Origin of the sequence: Scleromatobacter humisilvae, assembly GCF_023231945.1 — a bacterium.
In the GTDB taxonomy this organism is placed as follows: domain Bacteria; phylum Pseudomonadota; class Gammaproteobacteria; order Burkholderiales; family Burkholderiaceae_C; genus Scleromatobacter; species Scleromatobacter humisilvae.
The window spans coordinates 213,714-230,905 of the sequence record NZ_JAJLJH010000009.1 but is presented as its reverse complement, the minus strand read 5'-3'; the positions used below and the strand labels follow the sequence as shown (position 1 = coordinate 230,905).

Annotated in this window: 19 protein-coding genes; 12 read left to right on the top strand and 7 right to left on the bottom strand. The window is 70.1% G+C overall.

Annotation, left to right across the window (positions count from 1 at the left end; genetic code table 11):
• The coding region (locus tag LPC04_RS23480; RefSeq protein ID WP_275684739.1) for a type VI secretion system tube protein Hcp at positions 1-107 on the bottom strand (107 nt) is incomplete at its 3' end.
• Positions 108-372: 265 nt separating this feature from the next.
• Between LPC04_RS23480 and LPC04_RS23475 the strand changes: the two genes are divergently transcribed.
• The gene (locus LPC04_RS23475; RefSeq protein ID WP_275684733.1) at positions 373-1,311 is read left to right on the top strand and encodes a lysozyme inhibitor LprI family protein; all 939 of its coding nucleotides are present in this window, start codon (positions 373-375) and stop codon (positions 1,309-1,311) included.
• A gap of 67 nt (positions 1,312-1,378) precedes the next feature.
• Here the strand turns inward: LPC04_RS23475 and LPC04_RS23470 are convergent, their stop codons facing one another.
• Positions 1,379-1,633: a hypothetical protein gene (locus LPC04_RS23470; RefSeq protein WP_275684732.1), complete on the bottom strand. Its 255-nt coding sequence runs from the start codon at positions 1,631-1,633 to the stop codon at positions 1,379-1,381.
• A gap of 215 nt (positions 1,634-1,848) precedes the next feature.
• On the opposite strand from LPC04_RS23470, the gene LPC04_RS23465 reads away from it, so the two are divergent.
• From LPC04_RS23465 to LPC04_RS23435, 7 genes are all read left to right on the top strand, one after another.
• Entirely contained in the window at positions 1,849-2,655 is an 807-nt protein-coding gene (locus LPC04_RS23465; protein WP_275684731.1) for a GntR family transcriptional regulator, read from the top strand.
• The gene (locus LPC04_RS23460) at positions 2,656-3,447 is read left to right on the top strand and encodes a transporter substrate-binding domain-containing protein (protein ID WP_275684730.1); all 792 of its coding nucleotides are present in this window, start codon (positions 2,656-2,658) and stop codon (positions 3,445-3,447) included.
• Between the two features lie 19 nt (positions 3,448-3,466).
• Positions 3,467-4,144, top strand: a complete 678-nt coding sequence (locus tag LPC04_RS23455; RefSeq protein WP_275684729.1) for an amino acid ABC transporter permease — start codon at positions 3,467-3,469, stop codon at positions 4,142-4,144.
• A gap of 1 nt (position 4,145) precedes the next feature.
• Positions 4,146-4,796, top strand: a complete 651-nt coding sequence (locus tag LPC04_RS23450) for an amino acid ABC transporter permease (RefSeq protein ID WP_275684728.1) — start codon at positions 4,146-4,148, stop codon at positions 4,794-4,796.
• The gene (locus tag LPC04_RS23445; protein ID WP_275684727.1) at positions 4,786-5,535 is read left to right on the top strand and encodes an amino acid ABC transporter ATP-binding protein; all 750 of its coding nucleotides are present in this window, start codon (positions 4,786-4,788) and stop codon (positions 5,533-5,535) included. The genes LPC04_RS23450 and LPC04_RS23445 overlap by 11 nt, the downstream gene beginning before the upstream one ends.
• 105 nt (positions 5,536-5,640) lie before the next feature.
• Positions 5,641-6,150 carry a hypothetical protein gene (locus tag LPC04_RS23440; RefSeq protein ID WP_275684726.1) on the top strand — a complete coding sequence of 170 codons (510 nt, stop codon included), beginning with the start codon at positions 5,641-5,643 and terminating at the stop codon, positions 6,148-6,150.
• Between the two features lie 56 nt (positions 6,151-6,206).
• A complete protein-coding gene (locus LPC04_RS23435; protein WP_275684725.1) occupies positions 6,207-7,007 on the top strand; it encodes a DUF72 domain-containing protein in 801 nt (266 codons plus the stop codon).
• On the opposite strand, the gene LPC04_RS23430 is transcribed toward LPC04_RS23435, so the two are convergent.
• Positions 7,008-7,424 (bottom strand): CHRD domain-containing protein, encoded by a 417-nt coding sequence (locus tag LPC04_RS23430; RefSeq protein WP_275684724.1) that lies wholly within the window; start codon positions 7,422-7,424, stop codon positions 7,008-7,010.
• Between the two features lie 93 nt (positions 7,425-7,517).
• Positions 7,518-7,985 carry a nuclear transport factor 2 family protein gene (locus LPC04_RS23425; RefSeq protein WP_275684723.1) on the bottom strand — a complete coding sequence of 156 codons (468 nt, stop codon included), beginning with the start codon at positions 7,983-7,985 and terminating at the stop codon, positions 7,518-7,520.
• 86 nt (positions 7,986-8,071) lie between these two features.
• Between LPC04_RS23425 and LPC04_RS23420 the strand changes: the two genes are divergently transcribed.
• The 4 genes from LPC04_RS23420 (at position 8,072) to LPC04_RS23405 (ending at position 12,648) form a co-directional block, all read left to right on the top strand.
• Positions 8,072-8,632 carry a TetR/AcrR family transcriptional regulator gene (locus LPC04_RS23420; protein WP_275684722.1) on the top strand — a complete coding sequence of 187 codons (561 nt, stop codon included), beginning with the start codon at positions 8,072-8,074 and terminating at the stop codon, positions 8,630-8,632.
• Positions 8,633-8,710: 78 nt separating this feature from the next.
• Positions 8,711-10,495, top strand: a complete 1,785-nt coding sequence (locus tag LPC04_RS23415) for a DUF885 domain-containing protein (RefSeq protein ID WP_275684721.1) — start codon at positions 8,711-8,713, stop codon at positions 10,493-10,495.
• 99 nt (positions 10,496-10,594) lie between these two features.
• Positions 10,595-11,335 (top strand): hypothetical protein, encoded by a 741-nt coding sequence (locus LPC04_RS23410; protein ID WP_275684720.1) that lies wholly within the window; start codon positions 10,595-10,597, stop codon positions 11,333-11,335.
• Positions 11,332-12,648, top strand: coding sequence for an outer membrane protein assembly factor BamB family protein (locus tag LPC04_RS23405; RefSeq protein ID WP_275684719.1), 1,317 nt, complete (start codon positions 11,332-11,334; stop codon positions 12,646-12,648). Before LPC04_RS23410 ends, LPC04_RS23405 begins: the two co-directional genes overlap by 4 nt.
• Positions 12,649-12,741: 93 nt before the next feature.
• Here LPC04_RS23405 and LPC04_RS23400 read toward each other — a convergent pair whose 3' ends face one another.
• The 3 genes from LPC04_RS23400 to LPC04_RS23390 form a co-directional block, all read right to left on the bottom strand.
• Complete coding sequence (locus LPC04_RS23400) at positions 12,742-14,508, bottom strand: DUF885 domain-containing protein (RefSeq protein WP_275684718.1); 1,767 nt, start codon at positions 14,506-14,508, stop codon at positions 12,742-12,744.
• Positions 14,509-14,604: 96 nt separating this feature from the next.
• Positions 14,605-15,783: a trans-sulfuration enzyme family protein gene (locus LPC04_RS23395; protein ID WP_275684717.1), complete on the bottom strand. Its 1,179-nt coding sequence runs from the start codon at positions 15,781-15,783 to the stop codon at positions 14,605-14,607.
• Between the two features lie 5 nt (positions 15,784-15,788).
• On the bottom strand, positions 15,789-17,189 hold the full coding sequence (locus LPC04_RS23390; protein ID WP_275684716.1) for a cystathionine beta-synthase: 1,401 nt from the start codon (positions 17,187-17,189) through the stop codon (positions 15,789-15,791).
• Between the last annotated feature and the right edge of the window lie 3 nt (positions 17,190-17,192).

The following is a 17,192-nucleotide window of genomic DNA, read 5'->3' as shown; positions in this document are numbered from 1 at the left end:
TTCGACATGCCCCAGCTCCAGGCCAGGACGTCGATTTCGCCCGCATGCGTCTTGTCGACGGATTCGCCCTTGAGCGAGCCGATCTTGATGAACATGTCCATTGCCATTTTGTGCTCCTGAAATTTCGTTGACACGCCGACGTCATCAGCATGGCGCCCCGATTAGGACTCTCGCGGCCCTGTTCGATCCGGTGCCGCCGTTGCCAGCTCGATCCGCGTTCCGCGATCCCGACCTGGCATGGACTGAATGATGCGAGGAAGGAGCGGAGCGATCCATTACGCGGCATGACACGGCGAGCGCGGCGGCGCCGCGGCGCTCGTCCGGAATCGACACGATTGCGGCCCCGTTCGCCATCGGCTACGGTGCATCCCCATGAGTTTCGACATTCAGACCGTACGCGCCTCCGCGCGCGCAAGCGTCGCCTTCCTGGCCTGCACCTTCGCCTCGCTGGCCCACGCCGCCGACGGCCCCAGCTTCGACTGCGCCCGCGTCACCTCCCACGTCAACAAGACCATCTGCGCCTCGCCCGAACTGTCGGCGCTCGACCGCCAGTTGGCCGCCCACTACCGCGCGCTGCTGGCCCAGTCCGGCGGCGAGGCGCCGGCCTTGCAGCGGGAGGAAGCGCAGTGGCTGCGCGAGGTGCGCGATCCGTGCCCGGACGCCGCCTGCATCGCGCAGGCCTACGCGCTGTGGGACGCGGTGCTGGTGGCGCGCAGCCGGCGCCTGGCCGGCGGTGCGGGCGCCGTGGCCGCCAGCGCGTCGCCTGCCGCACCGAACGTGTCGGCCAGGACTCCGCCGAACAAGGTGCCCGACGGTCCGCCGCACACGCCGAGCCCCGCCGCGGCGGCCGAGACGCAAGCGTTCGCCGTCGACGCGGGCTCGCTCGCGGACGCGCGCGCGCTGCGCGGGAAGGCCTGTGCGCCGGGCGAGGACGTGCCGCAGTCGGCCGGCTTCGTGCCGGTGGCAGGCGAGTTGCCGATCATCTACAACGGCAGCGTCGTGCTGGTGCGGCGGCATCTCGGCGCGGACTTCGCCTTCCTGCTGGACACGCGCCGCAACACCTGCCGCATGGTCGACGTCGTCGCCTTGCCGCCGCATGCGCAGGTCAGCAACCTGCTGCAGTGCACGGTGCCGGATACGGGCTCGGCCACGCCGTTGTCGATCGGGGTCGGGCTGCGTCGTCCCGGGGTCAAGGCGCCGCTGGCCTACTGGGAGGTGGACGTCGCGCAGGCCCAGTTCATCCGCCAGCCGCTGGGCGTGCTGGACTGGTCGGACAAGGTGCGCTGCCAGGAGGCGGAAGTCGGCGACTGATCTACGCCGCCGATGAAAAAAGGCGCCTCGCACGATGTGCAGGCGCCTTTGTATCGCGAGCGCGGGTTCAGTGCCAGAGGCCTTCGTACTGCGCCAGTTCGCGCTGGACATCCATGCTCTGGATCGCGCTTTCGGCGCAGCGGCGGCCGATCTCGAGGCAATACTGCGGATCGTTGGCGACCAGCGAGTCATGCGTGGGCACGAACTGCCAGTGGTCGTCCGGGGCGATGACGCAGATCTCGGGGCGCCATCCCGGCGCGCTGCCGGCAGGCTGGGCCGAAACAAGGATCTCGTAGTCGCGGTAGGCGTATCTGCGGTTCATGTCCAGGGCGGTCGCGGGAGAAGCTGCCCAGTCTGGCGGAAGGCGGGAATCCCGGTCTGGCGAGAAACGGCAGGTTTCCGGCTCATTCGTGGCATTCGTCACGGCCTCGACATTTGGCACGCGGCTTGCGATGCTTGTATGCAACCCACGCATCCAAGCCTCGTAACCGCCGCTTTCGCACGGCAACGGGGCCTGGGGCTCCAAATGAGCGCATCTTGAGCACCACATCCGTTCCCTCGCGTTCGAGCGCGCCGCAGATCGCGGACCGCGTCGTCGAGGCCATCCTGGCCGGACGCGTCGCGCCCGGCCAGCGGCTGGGCGAGCAGGAACTGGCGGACGTCTTCGGCGTCAGCCGCACGCTGGTGCGCGAGGCGATGGCGCGGCTGTCGGCGCGCGGCATGGTCGAGGTGAGCAGCCGGCGCGGCTGGTTCGTGGTGCAGCCCTCGCGGGCGGACGCCACCGAGGCCTTCTCGGCACGCATCGCGATCGAGACGGGCATGCTCAACTCGCTGGACGGGCCGCTGCCGAGGAGCAAGCTCGCCCGGCTGAAGGCGCACTACAAGGCGGAGCGGGCCGCGATCGCGGGCAGCGATCCGGGCGAGCGCAGCAGCCTGCTGGGCGACTTCCACGTGTGCCTGGCCGAGTGCGTCAGCGGCCCGCTGCTGGCCGACATCCTGCGCGACCTGACGGCGCGCACCACGCTCGTCGCGACGCTGTTCCAGTCGACCCACGACGCCGCGCTGTCGTGCGACGAGCACGTCGCGATCGTCGCGGCGCTGGAGCAGGGCGACGCCGCCGGCGCGGCCGAGCTGATGCGCGCGCACATCGTCGCGGTCGCGGCGGCGCTGGGCTCGCCGGCGCCGCAGGCCGATCCGCTGGATCCGCTGCGCCAGGCACTGCAGGCGCACGTGCATGCGACGACCCAGCCCACCACGCGGCGCCCACGGCGCCTGTTCACCGACCTGATCCCGCCCACCCCGACCGACACGCGTGCGCCGCAACGGCGTCACAAGGAGAACTGAATGACTCTGCAACGACGTCCCTTCCTCGCGCTGGCGCTGTCGGCCGGCCTGCTGTTGTCCACGACCGCACGGGCCGACAGCGCCCTCGACGCGGTGATGGCGAAGAAGTCCATCACGATCGCGATCCCGACCGACTTCCCGCCCTACGGCTTCGTCGGCACCGACATGGCGCCGCAGGGCCTGGACGTCGACATGGCCCGGCTGATCGCCGCCAGGCTGGGCGTGGCCGTCGAGCTGGTGCCCGTGACCAGCGCGAACCGCATCCCGTACCTGCAGACGCACAAGGCCGACCTCGTCATCTCCACGCTGGGCAAGAACCCGGAGCGCGAGAAGGTGATCGACTTCACCGCCGCGTACTCGCCGTTCTTCCAGGCGGTGTTCGCGGCGAAGTCGGTGTCGATCAAGTCGCCGGCCGACCTCGCCGGCAAGACGATCGGCGTGACGCGCGGCGCGATCGAGGATCTCGAGCTGTCGAAGATCGCGCCGCAGGGCGCGGACATCAAGCGCTTCGAGGACAACAACGCCACCGTGTCGGCGTTCGTCTCGGGCCAGGTGCAGGTGATCGCGACCGGCGCGTCGGTGGCCGGCAACATGATGGCGCGCAACCCGGCGCTGGGCACCGAGTACAAGCTGCTGCTCAAGGACTCGCCCAACTTCATCGGCGTGGCCAAGGGCGACGACAAGCTGCGCCAGAAGGTCAACGACATCATCGCGGCGGCCAGGTCCAGCGGCGAGATCGACCGGCTGTGCATGAAGTGGCTGGGCCGCCCGGGCGGCGACCTGCCCAACTGACGGCCGCAGGCGAACGACGATGATCCAGCTCGACTTCGCGGCCGTCCTCGTCGACTGGCCGCTGCTGCTGCGCGGTGCCGCCTTCACGCTGGGCCTGACCGCCGTTGCCGCGGTGCTGGGCGTCGCACTGGGCATCGCCTGCGCGCGGGCGCGCACGCACGGCCCCGCGCCCGTGCGCGCGCTCGCGGCGGCCTACGTCGAGCTGATCCGCAACACGCCGTTCATCGTGCAGCTGTTCTTCATCTTCTTCGGGCTGCCCAGCCTGGGCCTGAGGCTGTCGTCGGAGACGGCGTCCATCATCGCGATGACGCTCAACCTCGGCGCCTACGCCGCCGAGATCGTGCGCGCCGGCATCGAGAGCACGCCGCGCGGACAGCTCGAGGCGGCGCGCAGCCTCGCGATGAGCGAGCGCCAGGTGTTCCTGCGCGTGGTGCTGCCGCCGGCGCTCGGCCGCGTCTGGCCGGCGATGGTCAGCCAGATCGTCATCGTGATGCTGGGCTCGGCGGTGTGCGGCCAGATCGCCGCGCAGGAGCTGAGCTACTACACGAACCTGATCATGAGCCGCAACTTCCGCTCGTTCGAGGCCAACTTCGTCGCGGCGGCGATGTACCTCGCGATGGCCGTGCTGCTGCGCCAGGCGCTGGTGTGGGCCGGCCCGCGCTGGATCTTCGGGCGCATCGCGCCGACGGGGCGCTGAGATGGTCGAGTTCTCGGTCGGGCAGATCCTGTGGAACCTGCTGCTCGCCGCGCGCTGGACGGTGGTGCTGTCGCTGATCGCGTTCGCCGGCGGCGGCCTGGTCGGCCTCGCGCTGCTGACCGCCCGGCTGCGCCGCTGGCCCGGCGTACCCACCGCCGTATCGACCTACGTGCACGTGTTCCAGGGCACGCCGCTGCTGATCCAGCTGTTCCTCGCCTACTTCGGCCTCGGGCTGTTCGGCATCAACGTGTCGGCGTGGTTCGCCGCCAGCGTCGCGTTGACGCTCTATGCGAGCGCCTACCTCACCGAGATCTGGCGCGGCTGCGTCGATGCGATCCCGCGCGGGCAATGGGAGGCCGCCGACAGCCTCGCGCTGAGCTTCGGCGAGAAGCTGCGCTACGTCGTCGCGCCGCAGGCGCTGCGCATCGCGGTCGCGCCCACGGTCGGCTTCCTCGTGCAGGTGATCAAGGGCACGGCGCTGGCGTCCATCATCGGCTTCATCGAGCTCACCAAGACCGGCACGATGATCACCAACGCGACCTTCCGGCCGTTCACCGTCTATGCCTGCGTGGCGCTGATGTACTTCGCGCTGTGCTGGCCCGTTTCCGCCTGCAGCAAGAGACTCGAAAGAAGGATGCGCCGTGACCGCTGATGCCAGCTTTTCCATCGTCGACATCAAGCAGCTGCGCAAGCGCTACGGCACGAACGAGGTGCTCAAGGGCGTCGACCTCGACGTCAGGCGCGGCGAGGTGATCGCCATCATCGGCAAGAGCGGCTCGGGCAAGAGCACGCTGCTTCGCTGCATCAACGGGCTCGAGGAATTCCAGGAAGGGACGCTGCACGTCGACGGCCAGCCGCTGAAGCACGGCGACGCGAAGGCGATGCGCGAGCTGCGCCAGCACGTGGGCATGATCTTCCAGAACTTCAACCTGTTCCCGCATCTGAGCGTCGGCCGCAACGTGATGCTGGCGCCCACGCTGGTGAAGAAGGCGCAGCCGCAGGCCAACGACGAGACGGCGCGCAGGCTGCTCGCGCGCGTGGGCCTGGCCGAGAAGTTCGACGCCTGGCCCGACCAGCTGTCGGGCGGCCAGCAGCAGCGCGTGGCCATCGCCCGCGCGCTCGCGATGCAGCCCAGCGTGATGCTGTGCGACGAGATCACCTCAGCGCTCGATCCCGAGCTGGTGGGCGAGGTGCTCAAGGTCGTCGAGAGCCTGGCCGAGGAGGGCATGACGCTGCTGATGGTCACGCACGAGATGAACTTCGCGCGCAAGGTGAGCGACCGCGTCGTCTTCATGCACGCCGGCCGCATCCACGAGATCGGGCCGCCGGACGAGATCTTCGGCGCGCCGCGCACGCCCGAGCTGCAGCAGTTCCTCGCGACCTTGCACTAGCGGACCGTCGCCGGACCCCACGCCACCGTCGTTGGTCGCAACGCCGCGGCGCCGGACGCCGCGTCGGACTACAACGGAGGCCTTGCCCCATGCGGGAGGTATCCCATGCGGTTCCTCGTCCTGTCCCTGTTGCTGGCGCTCACGATGCAAACCACCTCCGCCGCCCCGGCCCCGGTTCCCCAGGCCGCCGACATGTTCGACTTCTGGGTCGGCGATTGGCAGGTCAGCTGGAAGAACGCCGACGGCAGCGTCGGCAAGGCGCGCAACCACGTGTCGCGCATCCTCGACGGCCACGTCATCGAGGAGCAGTTCGAGCAGGATCCGGCCGACCTGGCGCCCTTGCTCAAGGGCCGCTCGCTGAGCGTGCGCGACCCGGCCGGGCTCTGGCACCAGGCCTGGGCCGACAACCAGGGCGGCTTCTTCGCGCTGACGGCCAGCGCCGACGGCGACAAGCGGCTGTTCTCCACCGCGCTGGTGCCCGTCGGCGACCAGGTCAAGGGCCAGCGCATGATCTTCCACGACATCCGCAAGGACGGCTTCACCTGGGACTGGGAAGGCACCACCGACGGCGGCAGGACCTGGAAGCTGCTCTGGCAGCTGGACTACAGACGGTGAGCGCAGGCGCCGCGCGGATGGGGTAAAAACGCAGTCCCCTTCGAGGAGCGCAGCACATGACCCGAATCCGAGTTGGCATCGGCGGCTGGACGTACGAGCCCTGGCGCGAGACCTTCTATCCGCCCAAGCTGCCTGCCGCGCGCGAGCTGTCGCATGCGAGCCGGCAGGTCACGGCGATCGAGGTCAACGGCACCTACTACAGCACGATGACGGCCAAGTCCTTCGAGCGCTGGTTCGCGGAGACCCCCGACGACTTCATGTTCTCGCTCAAGGCCAACCGCTTCGCCACCAACCGGCGCGTGCTGGCCGAGGCCGGGGAATCGATCGGGCGCTTCGTCAACAGCGGCCTGGCGCGGCTGGAGCACAAGCTGGGGCCGCTGCTGTGGCAGTTCGCCGACTCCAAGAAGTTCGACCCGGTGGACTTCGAGGCCTTCCTCAAGCTGCTGCCCGAGGACGTCGAGGGCCGCAAGCTGCGTCACGTGCTCGACGTGCGCAACGACAGCTTCATGGTGCCCGAGTTCCTGGCGCTGGCGCGCAAGTACCGCATGGCGGTCGTGTTCACCGACTCGCCCAAGTTCCCGTCGTTCGCCAACCTGACGGCGGACTTCGTCTACCTGCGGCTGATGAACGCGCAGTCCGACGTGCCCACCGGCTACGCCCCCGAGGTGCTGGCCTCGTTCGCGGCCTGCGCGAAGGTGTGGGCCGGCGGCGGCGAGCCGTCGGGGCTGCCGCTGGTCGCGGGCGACGCGGGCGCGCCGGCGAGTGCCTCGCGCGACGTGTTCATGTTCATGATCAACGGCGCCAAGGAGCGCGCGCCCGCCGCGGCGATGGGCGTGATCGCCGCGCTCGGGGCCTGATCAGGGCTTCAGCTGCGCGCGGACCTCGCCGCCGGGATGCTCGGCGGTGTGCACGTTGACATAGAGGTTGCCGGCTTTCCACGCCGCCATCTGTTCGGGCGTCAGCTTGGCGCCCGCGGGGACGGTCCACGTGCCGGGATCGCCGCCGCTGAGCGTGATGATCGGCGGCCCGGCCGTGCCCGGCGCGCCCGTGTGGATGTGGGCCGCCCTGCCTTGAATCGTGGGCGTCGAGATGGTGCCGCTGACGTTGCCGTCGGCGTCGATCCTGATGCTGCCGGTGCCGACGGCGGTGCTGGTGTTCGGCGGCGTTTCCTCGGCACCGGTGAGCCTGAGATCCTGGGCAAGGGCGCTGCCCATGCCGAGCGTGCCCGCCAGCAGGACGGCAGCAACGATCGAATTCGAGCGAAAGATGGGCATGGCGTGTCCTCGAGCGAGTTCAGGGATGCGGATGTTGGCCCGCGGCCGCGCGCGATACGCCGGCAGGGTCAAATGCGGCGGCGCACAACGCTTTCAGAGACCGAGGTCGCTCAGGCCGGGATGATCGTCCGGACGCCGCCCCAGCGGCCAATGGAACTGGCGGTCGCCCTCGGCGATGGGCAGGTCGTTGATGCTCGCGAAGCGCCTCGTCATGAAGCCGTGCTCGTCGAACTCCCAGTTCTCGTTGCCGTACGAGCGGAACCAGTGGCCGGAGTCGTCGCGGAACTCGTAGGCGAAGCGCACCGCGATGCGGTTGGCGTCGTGCGCCCAGAGCTCCTTGATGAGCCGGTAGTCGAGCTCGCGCGCCCACTTGCGCTGCAGGAACTCGCGCACCTGCTGGCGCCCGGCCGGGAACTCGGCGCGGTTGCGCCAGCGCGTGTCCTCGGTGTAGACCTGCGCGACGCGCGCCGGGTCGCGCGAGTTCCAGGCGTCCTCGGCGAGGCGCACCTTCAGCACGGCGGATTCGCGGGTGAAGGGCGGCAGCGGCGGCTTGGTGTCCATGGTTTCTCCGTTCGATGGGAATGTAGACAGGTTCGTCTACCTGCGGCAGTCTAGGCCAGGTAGACAAGTCTGTCTACAATGAGTCCATGACCACCGGGCCCATCGTCGCGACGCCGCGCGAGCGCATTCTTCGCGCCGCGCACGACCTGTTCTATCGCGAGGGCGTGCGCGCCACCGGCATCGATCGCGTCATCGCCGAGTCGGGCGTCGCCAAGCTCACGTTCTACCGCCAGTTCGCAAGCAAGGACGAGCTGGTCCTCGCCTTCCTCGACGTCCGCCACGAGCGCTGGATGGCCTGGTTCGTCGCCGCGCTCGCGCGCCACGGCGGCACGCCGGCGGCCATCGCGCCAACCCTGTCCGAGTGGTTCGCGAGCGACGACTTCCGCGGCTGTGCCTTCCTCAACAGCGTCGGCGAACTCGCGCCGGCGCTGGCCGCGGTGCTGGACGTCACGCGGCGCCACAAGCAGGAGATGACCGCCGCCGTCACGCGGCTGATGAAGCCCGCGCCCGGCCGCGCGCGCGCGGCCCGCGCGCTCGCGCTCGCCATCGACGGCGCCATCGTGCAGGCGCAATACCTCGCGACGCCGGCCCCGGCGGTCGAAGCGTTGTCGTTGCTGGTGAAAACCCTGGAAAAGGCGCTCGCCTAGACAAGTCCAGACATCGTCGCGCGAGCCGGACGTAACATGCTCGACCTCGAACCCGTCCGCCGAAGCGCAAATCCCGCCATGACCAAGTCGCCGCTCACCCTCCTGCTGGCCAGCCTGCTCGCCGCCAACGCGTTCGCCGCGCCTTCGACGCACGAGCGCCTGACCACGCTGGCGCAGGAGATCGTGCAGACCACCTCGCGCGAGAACCCGATGCAGGCCACCTACCTGGGCATCCCCGGCATGGACGGCGACCTCGCCATCCCCAGCGAGGCAACGCGCGCCGCGCACCTCGCGCGCCTGAAGGGCTGGGCCGCGCAGATCGACGCGATCAAGTCGGCCGCGGGGCCGTCCATCTCGCTGGTCGACGCCGACGACGCGAAGCTGCTGCACGCGCAGCTCGACGAGGAGCTGGACGGCCTGCTGGTCCGCCAGACCGACCGCAAGGACTACGCCGGCCCGGCGCTCGCCGTGGTCGGGGCGCTCTACACGCAGTTCCTGCACCTGCCGATCCCCGGCCGCGACGACGCGACGTCCGCCGACCTGCACCAGGCCTGGGTGGACATCGCCTCCCGCATGGAGAAGAGCCCCGCCTACATCGAGGCGGGCCAGAAGCTGGTGACGCATCCGGGCAAGCTGTTCGGCACGGCCGGCAGCAAGCAGATCGCCGGCGCGCCGGACTTCATCGGCGGCGCGCTCACCGACGCCGCCAAGGAACAGCTCGCGAACGATCCCGCGACGCTGCAGCGCTTCACGGCCGCACGCGACGCGCTGCTGGCGACGCTCGCCAGGAGCGACGCCTTCATCAAGGCGCACGTCGACGCGTGGCCCGAGAACTTCGCGATGGGCAAGGCCGCCTACGACCAGATGCTGCAGCGCGAGCAACTGCTGCCGTTCACGTCCAAGGATGTCGAGGGCATGGCGCGCGACGAGCTGGCCCACGGCTGGGCCGAGGAGGCCTGGCTGAAGTCGCTGGCGGCCGATCGCAAGGTCGCGTTCGGCGCCGAGAGCGGCGGCGGCATGGCGCCCGACGGCTCGGCGCTGATCGGCTACTACCGCGAGCGGATCGCCCAGCTGACGAAGTTCGTCGTCGACCACGATGTCGTCACGCTGCCGCAGTGGCTCGGCGCGATCGACGTCGTGGAGACGCCCAAGTTCCTGCAGCCAGTGTCGCCGGGCGCGTCGATGGATTCGCCGCGGCTGTTCGCGAAGTCGGGCAACGGCTACTACTTCATCACGCCGCCGGAGTCGCTCAAGGACGCCGCCAGCCGCCTCGACATGAACGAGGACTTCGACCGCGACCGCATCCTGTCGACCGCCGCGCACGAGGCGATGCCGGGCCACTTCCTGCAGTTGTCCATCGCGCGCCGGCATTCCGACTACATCCGCAAGATCCAGTACTCGGGCGTGTTCGCCGAGGGCTGGGCGTTCTACGGCGAGGAGATGTTCGTGCGCCTCGGCCTGTACGGCGACGACCTCGACGCGCGCCTGTTCACCGCGCGCTGGGAACGCGTGCGCGGCGCGCGCGTGGTGGTCGACGTCAAGCTGGCCAGCGGCGAATGGACGCTGGCGCAGGCCGCGAAGTTCTTCGAGGAGCAGTCGGGCTTCACCAAGTCGGCGTCCGAGGCCGCCGTGGCGGGCTACGCGCTGCGCCCGGGCTACGTGCTGGCCTACACGGTCGGCCGCCTGCAGCTCGAGCAGCTGCTGGCCGAGTACCAGCACCGCGTGGGCGACAAGGGCTCGCTGCGCGACTTCCACGACCGCCTGCTGTCGTACGGCTCGTCGCCGTTCTCGATCGTCGGGCCGGAGCTGCTGGCCGACCTCGACAAGCCGGCCAGCGCGGTGCGCGCCGTCGCCAATTACTGACCGCTGCTCGCGGCCTCTTTTCGGCCGTTCGTCGCAATGCACGCCCCGCGGCGCGGGTGCTGCCTATATTGGCCGCATCCCGTCGATTGCGGAGGCATCGTGCGAATCCTGTTCCACCTGCTGGCCGGCGCCTGCGCGCTGTCTGCCCTCAATGCGATCGCCACGCCCGATGCGTCGGGACGCTGGGAAGGCGCGGTCGACATCCCCGGCAGCCCGCTGCGCCTGATCGTCGACCTCGACCGCGACGGGCGCGGCCAGTGGCAGGGCTCGGTCGTCCTGCCCGATCGCGGCGTGAAGGGCGCGCCGCTGTCCGAGCTCGGTGTCGACGGCTGCGACGTCCACTTCGGGCTCGCCGCGGCGTTCGCCGGCGGCGGCGGCGCGAACCCGAAGGTGGCGCTCGCCTGCCAGCCGGACGGCTCGCTCGCCGGCAGCTTCGAGCTCGCCGGCAACCGCACGACGTTGACGCTGCGGCGCAGCGGCGCGGCGCAGGTCGATCGCGTCGCGCCCAACAGCGTGATCAGCGCGGCGCTGGCCGGCCGCTGGACGGGCCGCTACGAAATGGGCGGCTATGCGCGCGAGGTCACGCTGACGCTGGCCAACCGCCCCGACGGCGGCGGTGGCGGCCAGCTGGTCGTCGTCGGCAAGCGCACGACGACGCTGGAGATGGATCGCGTCATCGAGGGCCGCGAGTTCGTCACGCTGGGCGCCAGCGCGGCGGACCTGCGCATCGAAGGACGCTTCGCCGCCGCGGACGGCACGATAGCCGGCTCGGTCCTGCTCGGCGGCTTCGAGGCGCCCATCGTGCTGCATCGCCAAGCCAGCGGGGAGAAGGCATCATGATCGCGCGCTCCTCCTGCTCGCTGGCCCTGTCCGCGCTGGTCGCGCTGCTGCCCGCCGCGGTGCAATCCCAGGCGATGTTCCGCGGCGACGCCGCCCACCATGGCGCGAGCACCGAGCAGGCGCCGCGCGAGTTCCATCGCGTCAAGTGGACGTTCACGACGGGCGCGCGCGTCGTCTCGTCGCCGGTGTGGCGCGACGGCACGCTGTACTTCGGCAGCGACGACGGCAACGTCTACGCCGTCGACGCCGCCACCGGCCGCCAGCGCTGGATGGCGCGCACCGGCGGCCCGGTGCCGTCGACGCCGGCGCTGGACGGCGACCGGCTGTTCGCGCTCAGCTACGACGGCCGGCTCTACGCGCTCGACGTGCGCACCGGCGAAGTCCTCTGGAAGTTCGCGACCGAAGGCGAGCGCCGCTTCGAGGCGCGCGGGCTGCACGGCATGCAGCCGCGCACGCAGACCTTCGCCGACATGTACGACGTCTTCCTCTCGAGCCCGCTGGTCGTGGGCGGCAAGGTCGTCTTCGGCAGCAGCGACGGCCACGTGTACGCGGTCGACGCGGCCAGCGGCGCGCTGGCGTGGAAGTTCGCCACCGGTGACGTGGTGCATGCGTCGCCGGCCTATGCCGACGGCCTGGTCGTGATCGGCAGCTGGGACGGCAAGCTCTACGCACTCGACGCACAGACCGGCGCGCAGCGCTGGGCGTTCCAGGCTGGCGTCGATCCGCTGATCCACAACCAGCAGGGCTTCCAGTCGTCGGCGGCCATCGTCCATGGCATCGTCTACGTCGGCTGCCGCGACGCGCACCTCTACGCGATCGACCTGCACACCGGCGCCGAGAAATGGAACATCGACACGGCCGGCAGCTGGGTCAACAGCTCGCCCGCGGTCGCCGGCGGCCGCATCTACTTCGCGACCGCCGACACCGCGCAGTACCACGTGGTCGACGCCGTCACCGGCAAGCCCGCGCAGCCGGCCGCCTCGACGCTGGCCTACGTGTTCGGCTCGCCGACCGTCGCCGGCGACACAGTGCTGGTGGGCGTGCTCAACGGCACGCTGCAGGCGCGCGACCGTGTCGACGGCCGCGTGCTGTGGGAGTTCCGCACCGAGGCCGCGCGCGCCAACCTCGGCTGGGCGCTCGCCGCCGACGGCCGCTTCGATTCGGCGATGCTGTTCCCGTCGTCGACGGGTGACGCCACCGCCGACGGGGCGCGCCGCCAGCAGGGGGTCGGCTCGTTCTACTCGACACCGCTGGTCGCGCAGGGCACCGTCTACATCGGCAGCGCCGACTCGAAGGTCTACGCGATCGAGTAGACGACGACCCCCGCTCGCCTTGGCTCGCAGCCCCCCGAGGGGGCCGCCCGGGCTTGCTCCGGAGCGGCCGAGCGCGGCGCCCGGGCCCGCCTTCTACTTGGCCGTCAGCGCCGTGTCCGCCGGCGGCAGGCCTTCGAGCTCGCGCACGTATTTGGTCGCGATGGAGCCGTGCGACAGCATGCGGTCGCGCACGGCCAGCATGTCGCCGCCCATCTTCGCCTGCAGGTCGTGCGCCAGCGCGAGCTGTTCCTGCACGCCGACGAAATAGGTCGACAGCTGCCCGGCCGACATCTCGGCACGCCGCCACTTGCCCGCGGCCTCGCCTTCTTCCTGGTAGCCCGTCTCCATCATCAGGCGCTTGGCCTGGTCCTCGGTCATCCCGGCGGTGTGGATCTTCTGGTCGATGATGGCGTTGGTGTCGGTGCGCAGGCGCACCTTGAGCTGCTCCATGCGCGTCTCGTCGCCGCCCCAGCCGGCCTCGGCCATGAACTGCTCGGCGTAGACGGCCCAGCCCTCGACGAAGGTGCCGCTGTAGGTCATCGCGCGCACCAGCGTCGGGAAGTGCACCTGGCTCGCGTGCGCGCCCTGCAGGTAGTGGCCGGGCATCGCCTCGTGGGCGGTGATGTCGCGCAGCTCGGCGCTGTTGTCCTCGCGGTACTGCGACTCGACGCGCTGCGGCGACCAGTCGGCCGGCGTCGGCGAGATCGCGTAGAACGTGATGCCGTCCTTGTCCAGCGGCCCCGCCCAGTCGCAGAACGCGACGGCCGCGCCGCGCTGGAACTCGGGCATCACGATGACCTTGATCGGCCGATCCGGCACCGTCACCAGCTTGTGCTCGCGCACGAAGGCGGTGGCCTTGTCGAGGTCGCCGCGCGCCTCGGCGACGATGGTGTCGTTGTTCGGATGCGTCTCGGCGATCTTGTCCAGCACCGCGCGCACGATCGCGTGGCCGTCGACGCCGTCGGTCGGCTTGTCCGGGAACCAGCGCTTGTACAGCGGCAGGGCCGTGTCCTCCATCTGCTTCTGCGTGACCAGCAGGTCGGCCTCGGCGCGGCGCAGGATCTCGTCGGCGGACAGGTCGGAGTCGAGCGAGAACTTCAGGCGCTGGTCGAAGTGCTCCTTGCCGAAGCGGAAGTCGCCGTCGGAGCGCGGCAGCAGCGTCTTCTCGAGCCACGTGCCGTAGTCCTTCAGCGCCGCGATCGCGCGGGCGCGCGCCGGCGCGAGCTGGGCCTCCATCGCGGGCGCCTGCTTGATGAAGTCGTCGATGTCGTCCTGCAGGAACGAGATGGCGCCCTTGTTCTGCGCGATCGCCGTCTCCGTGAACACGCGCGGCGGGCGCTGCAGGTTCTGCTTCGCCGCGGCGACCAGCTTCGGGATGGCCTGCAGCCGCAGGTTGGCGTCGGCCAGGCGATGCTTGATCGGCGCGAAGTCGCGCGCGAGCAGCACGTAGACGCCTTCGGTCGCGGAATAGTCCGTCACCTGCCACGTGTAGGTCTTCAGCACCTCGATGTCGTACAGGCGCGCGCGCAGGTCGTTCTCGAGGATCTCGCGGTCGACGGCGTCGTCGGGCGGCAGGCTCGACGCCGGGATCGCCTGGATCACGTCCAGCGTCTTGCGATAGAGCCGGCGATCGGCCGCGACACCGGCGGCCGACGAGTCGCCGGACTTGCGGTCGAAGCGATGGTCGCCGAGCTGCGTGGCTTCTTCCGGGTGCGTGGCGAGGTAGTGCTCGTAGAAGTCGTGCACGACCTGTTCGAAGCGGTGCGTGGCCGCCGGATCGGGCGCGGCGTGCGCGGTCGAGGCGAGCAGGGCGAGCGCGCCGGCCAGCGCGAGGGACAGCTTGGAGCGGGAGAGGTTCATCGTCGGCATCCTTGGTGCGAGGCGACGAGTATGCGGGATGCGCGGGCGCAAAAAAAGCGCGTTCGAGGACGCGCTTTTGGCGAAAGACTCGGCCGCTCAGACCTGGGCGAAGCCTGCTTCGAGGTCGGCCTTGAGGTCGTCCAGCGCCTCGATGCCCACCGACAGCCGGATCAGCGTGTCGTTGATGCCGAGTGCCGCGCGCTGCGCCGCCGGGATCGACGCGTGCGTCATGATCGCCGGGTGCTCGATCAGGCTCTCGACGCCGCCGAGGCTCTCGGCCAGCGCGAACAGGTGCACCTTCTCGAGGAAGCGGCGCGAGCCGGCGAGATCGCTCTTGAGATCGATCGAGATCATGCCGCCGCCGCCGCGCATCTGGCGCTTCGCGAGCGCGTACTGCGGGTGGCTCTCCAGGCCGGGATAGTGCACGCGCGCCACCTTCGGATGCGCCTCCAGCCACTGCGCCAGCGCCAGCGCGCTCTGGTTGTGACGCTCCATGCGGATCGCCAGCGTCTTGATGCCGCGCAGCGCGAGGAACGAGTCGAACGGCCCCGCGATGGCGCCGACCGCGTTATGCAGGAACGCGAGCTGCTCGGCCCATGCGGCCTGGCGCGGCTCGTTGCCGATGATCGCGACCCCGCCGACGACGTCCGAGTGGCCGTTGAGGTACTTGGTCGTCGAGTGCACGACGATGTCGAAGCCGAGCGCCAGCGGGTTCTGGCCCCACGGGCTCGCGAAGGTGTTGTCGGCCACCGCGATCAGGTTGGCGTCCCGCGCGATCTTCGCGACGGCGGCGAGGTCGATCAGCTTGAGCAGCGGATTCGACGGCGTCTCCACCCACAGCATCTTCGTGTCGGGCCGGATCGCCGCGCGCACGGCCTGCGGGTCGGTCATGTCGATGAAGCTGACCTGCAGCCCCATCGAGCGCTTGCGCACGCGCTCGAACAGGCGGAACGAGCCGCCGTAGAGGTCGTCGCTGGCGACGATGTGCGCGCCGGCGTCCAGCAGTTCGAGCACGGTGGACATCGCCGCCAGGCCCGACGCGAACGCATAGCCCTGCAGGCCGCCCTCGAGGTCGGCCACGCAGCGCTGCAGCGCCTCGCGCGTCGGGTTCTGGCTGCGCGAATACTCGTAGCCCTTGTGCACGCCGGGGCTGGACTGCACGTAGGTCGAGGTCTGGAAGATCGGCGGCATGATCGCGCCGGTCGACGGATCCGGATGCTGGCCGCCGTGGATGACGCGGGTGTCGAAGCCGTGCTTCGGGGTGTCGTTGCTCATGATGTTCAGGCCAGAGTCTTGCGGAGGTAGTTCAACAGGTCGAAGCGTGTGATCAGACCATAAAAGCCGTCCGCGTCGGCGACGACCGCGACCCAACCCTCCTGCAGGGTCGTGATCAGCGCCTGCAGGCCGGCGTCGGGGCGCAGCGTGCGCAGCTGGCGGTTCATCGCCTGGCGCACCGGCTGGCGGAAGCGCTCGGAGTCGCCGCTGACGTGCAGCAGCAGGTCGGACTCGTCCAGCAGCCCGGCCAGCTTGCCGTCCTGCAGCACCGGCACCTGCGAGATGTCGGCCGCGCGCATGCGCTGGAACGCGGTCAGCAGCGTGTCGTCGGGCGTCACGCTGATGACGGCCTCGTCGACCGCGCGGCGCGAGATCAGGTCGCGCAGGTCGCCGACGCTCGGGCGCGGCAGCAGGCCCTGGTCGAACATCCAGCTGTCGTTGTAGACCTTGGACAGGTAGCGCGTGCCGGTGTCGCAGACGAAGGTCATGACGCGCTTCGGCGTGGTCTGCGCGCGGCAATGGCGTAGCGCCGCGGCCAGCAGCGTGCCGGTCGACGAGCCCGCCAGGATGCCCTCGCGCTTGAGCAGCTCGCGCGCGGTGCGGAAGCTCTCCTCGTCGTCGATGGTGTAGCCGGTGTGCACGTTGCTCAGGTCGGCGATGGCGGGGATGAAGTCCTCGCCGATGCCTTCGACGGCCCACGAGCCCGCCGCGCCGAACTTGCCGGTGGCGATGTAGTCGCACAGCACGGAGCCCTTGGGGTCGGCCAGCACGAACTCGGTCTCGGGCGAGACGCGCTCGAAGTAGCGCTTCAGGCCGGTGAGCGTGCCGCCGGAGCCGACGCCGCAGACGATGGCGTCGACGCGATGGCCCAGCTGCTGCCAGATCTCGGGCGCGGTGCCCGTCTCGTGCGCGAGCGGGTTGGCGGGGTTGTTGAACTGGTCGATGTAGAACGCGTCGTCGCCCATCTCGCGCGCCAGGCGCGCGGCCATGTCCTGGTAATACTCGGGATGGCCCTTGGCGACGTCGGAGCGCGTCGTGTGCACCTCGGCGCCCAGCGCCTTCAGGTGCAGCACCTTCTCGGACGACATCTTGTCCGGCACCACCAGCACCACGCGGTAGCCCTTGGCGCGCGCCACCAGCGCCAGCCCCAGGCCCGTGTTGCCGGCCGTCGCCTCCAGCACCGTGCCGCCCGGCTTCAGGCGGCCGTCGCGCTCGGCGGTCTCGATCATCGCCAGGCCGATGCGGTCCTTGATCGAGCCGCCCGGGTTCTGCGACTCGAGCTTGAGGAACAGCTGGCAGCAGCCGGTGTCGAACTGCGTGATCTCGACCATCGGCGTGTTGCCGATGAGGTCGAGCACGGCGGGGCGGGCGGGCTTCGCGGCCTGGGTCTGGACGGGTGTGGTCATGTC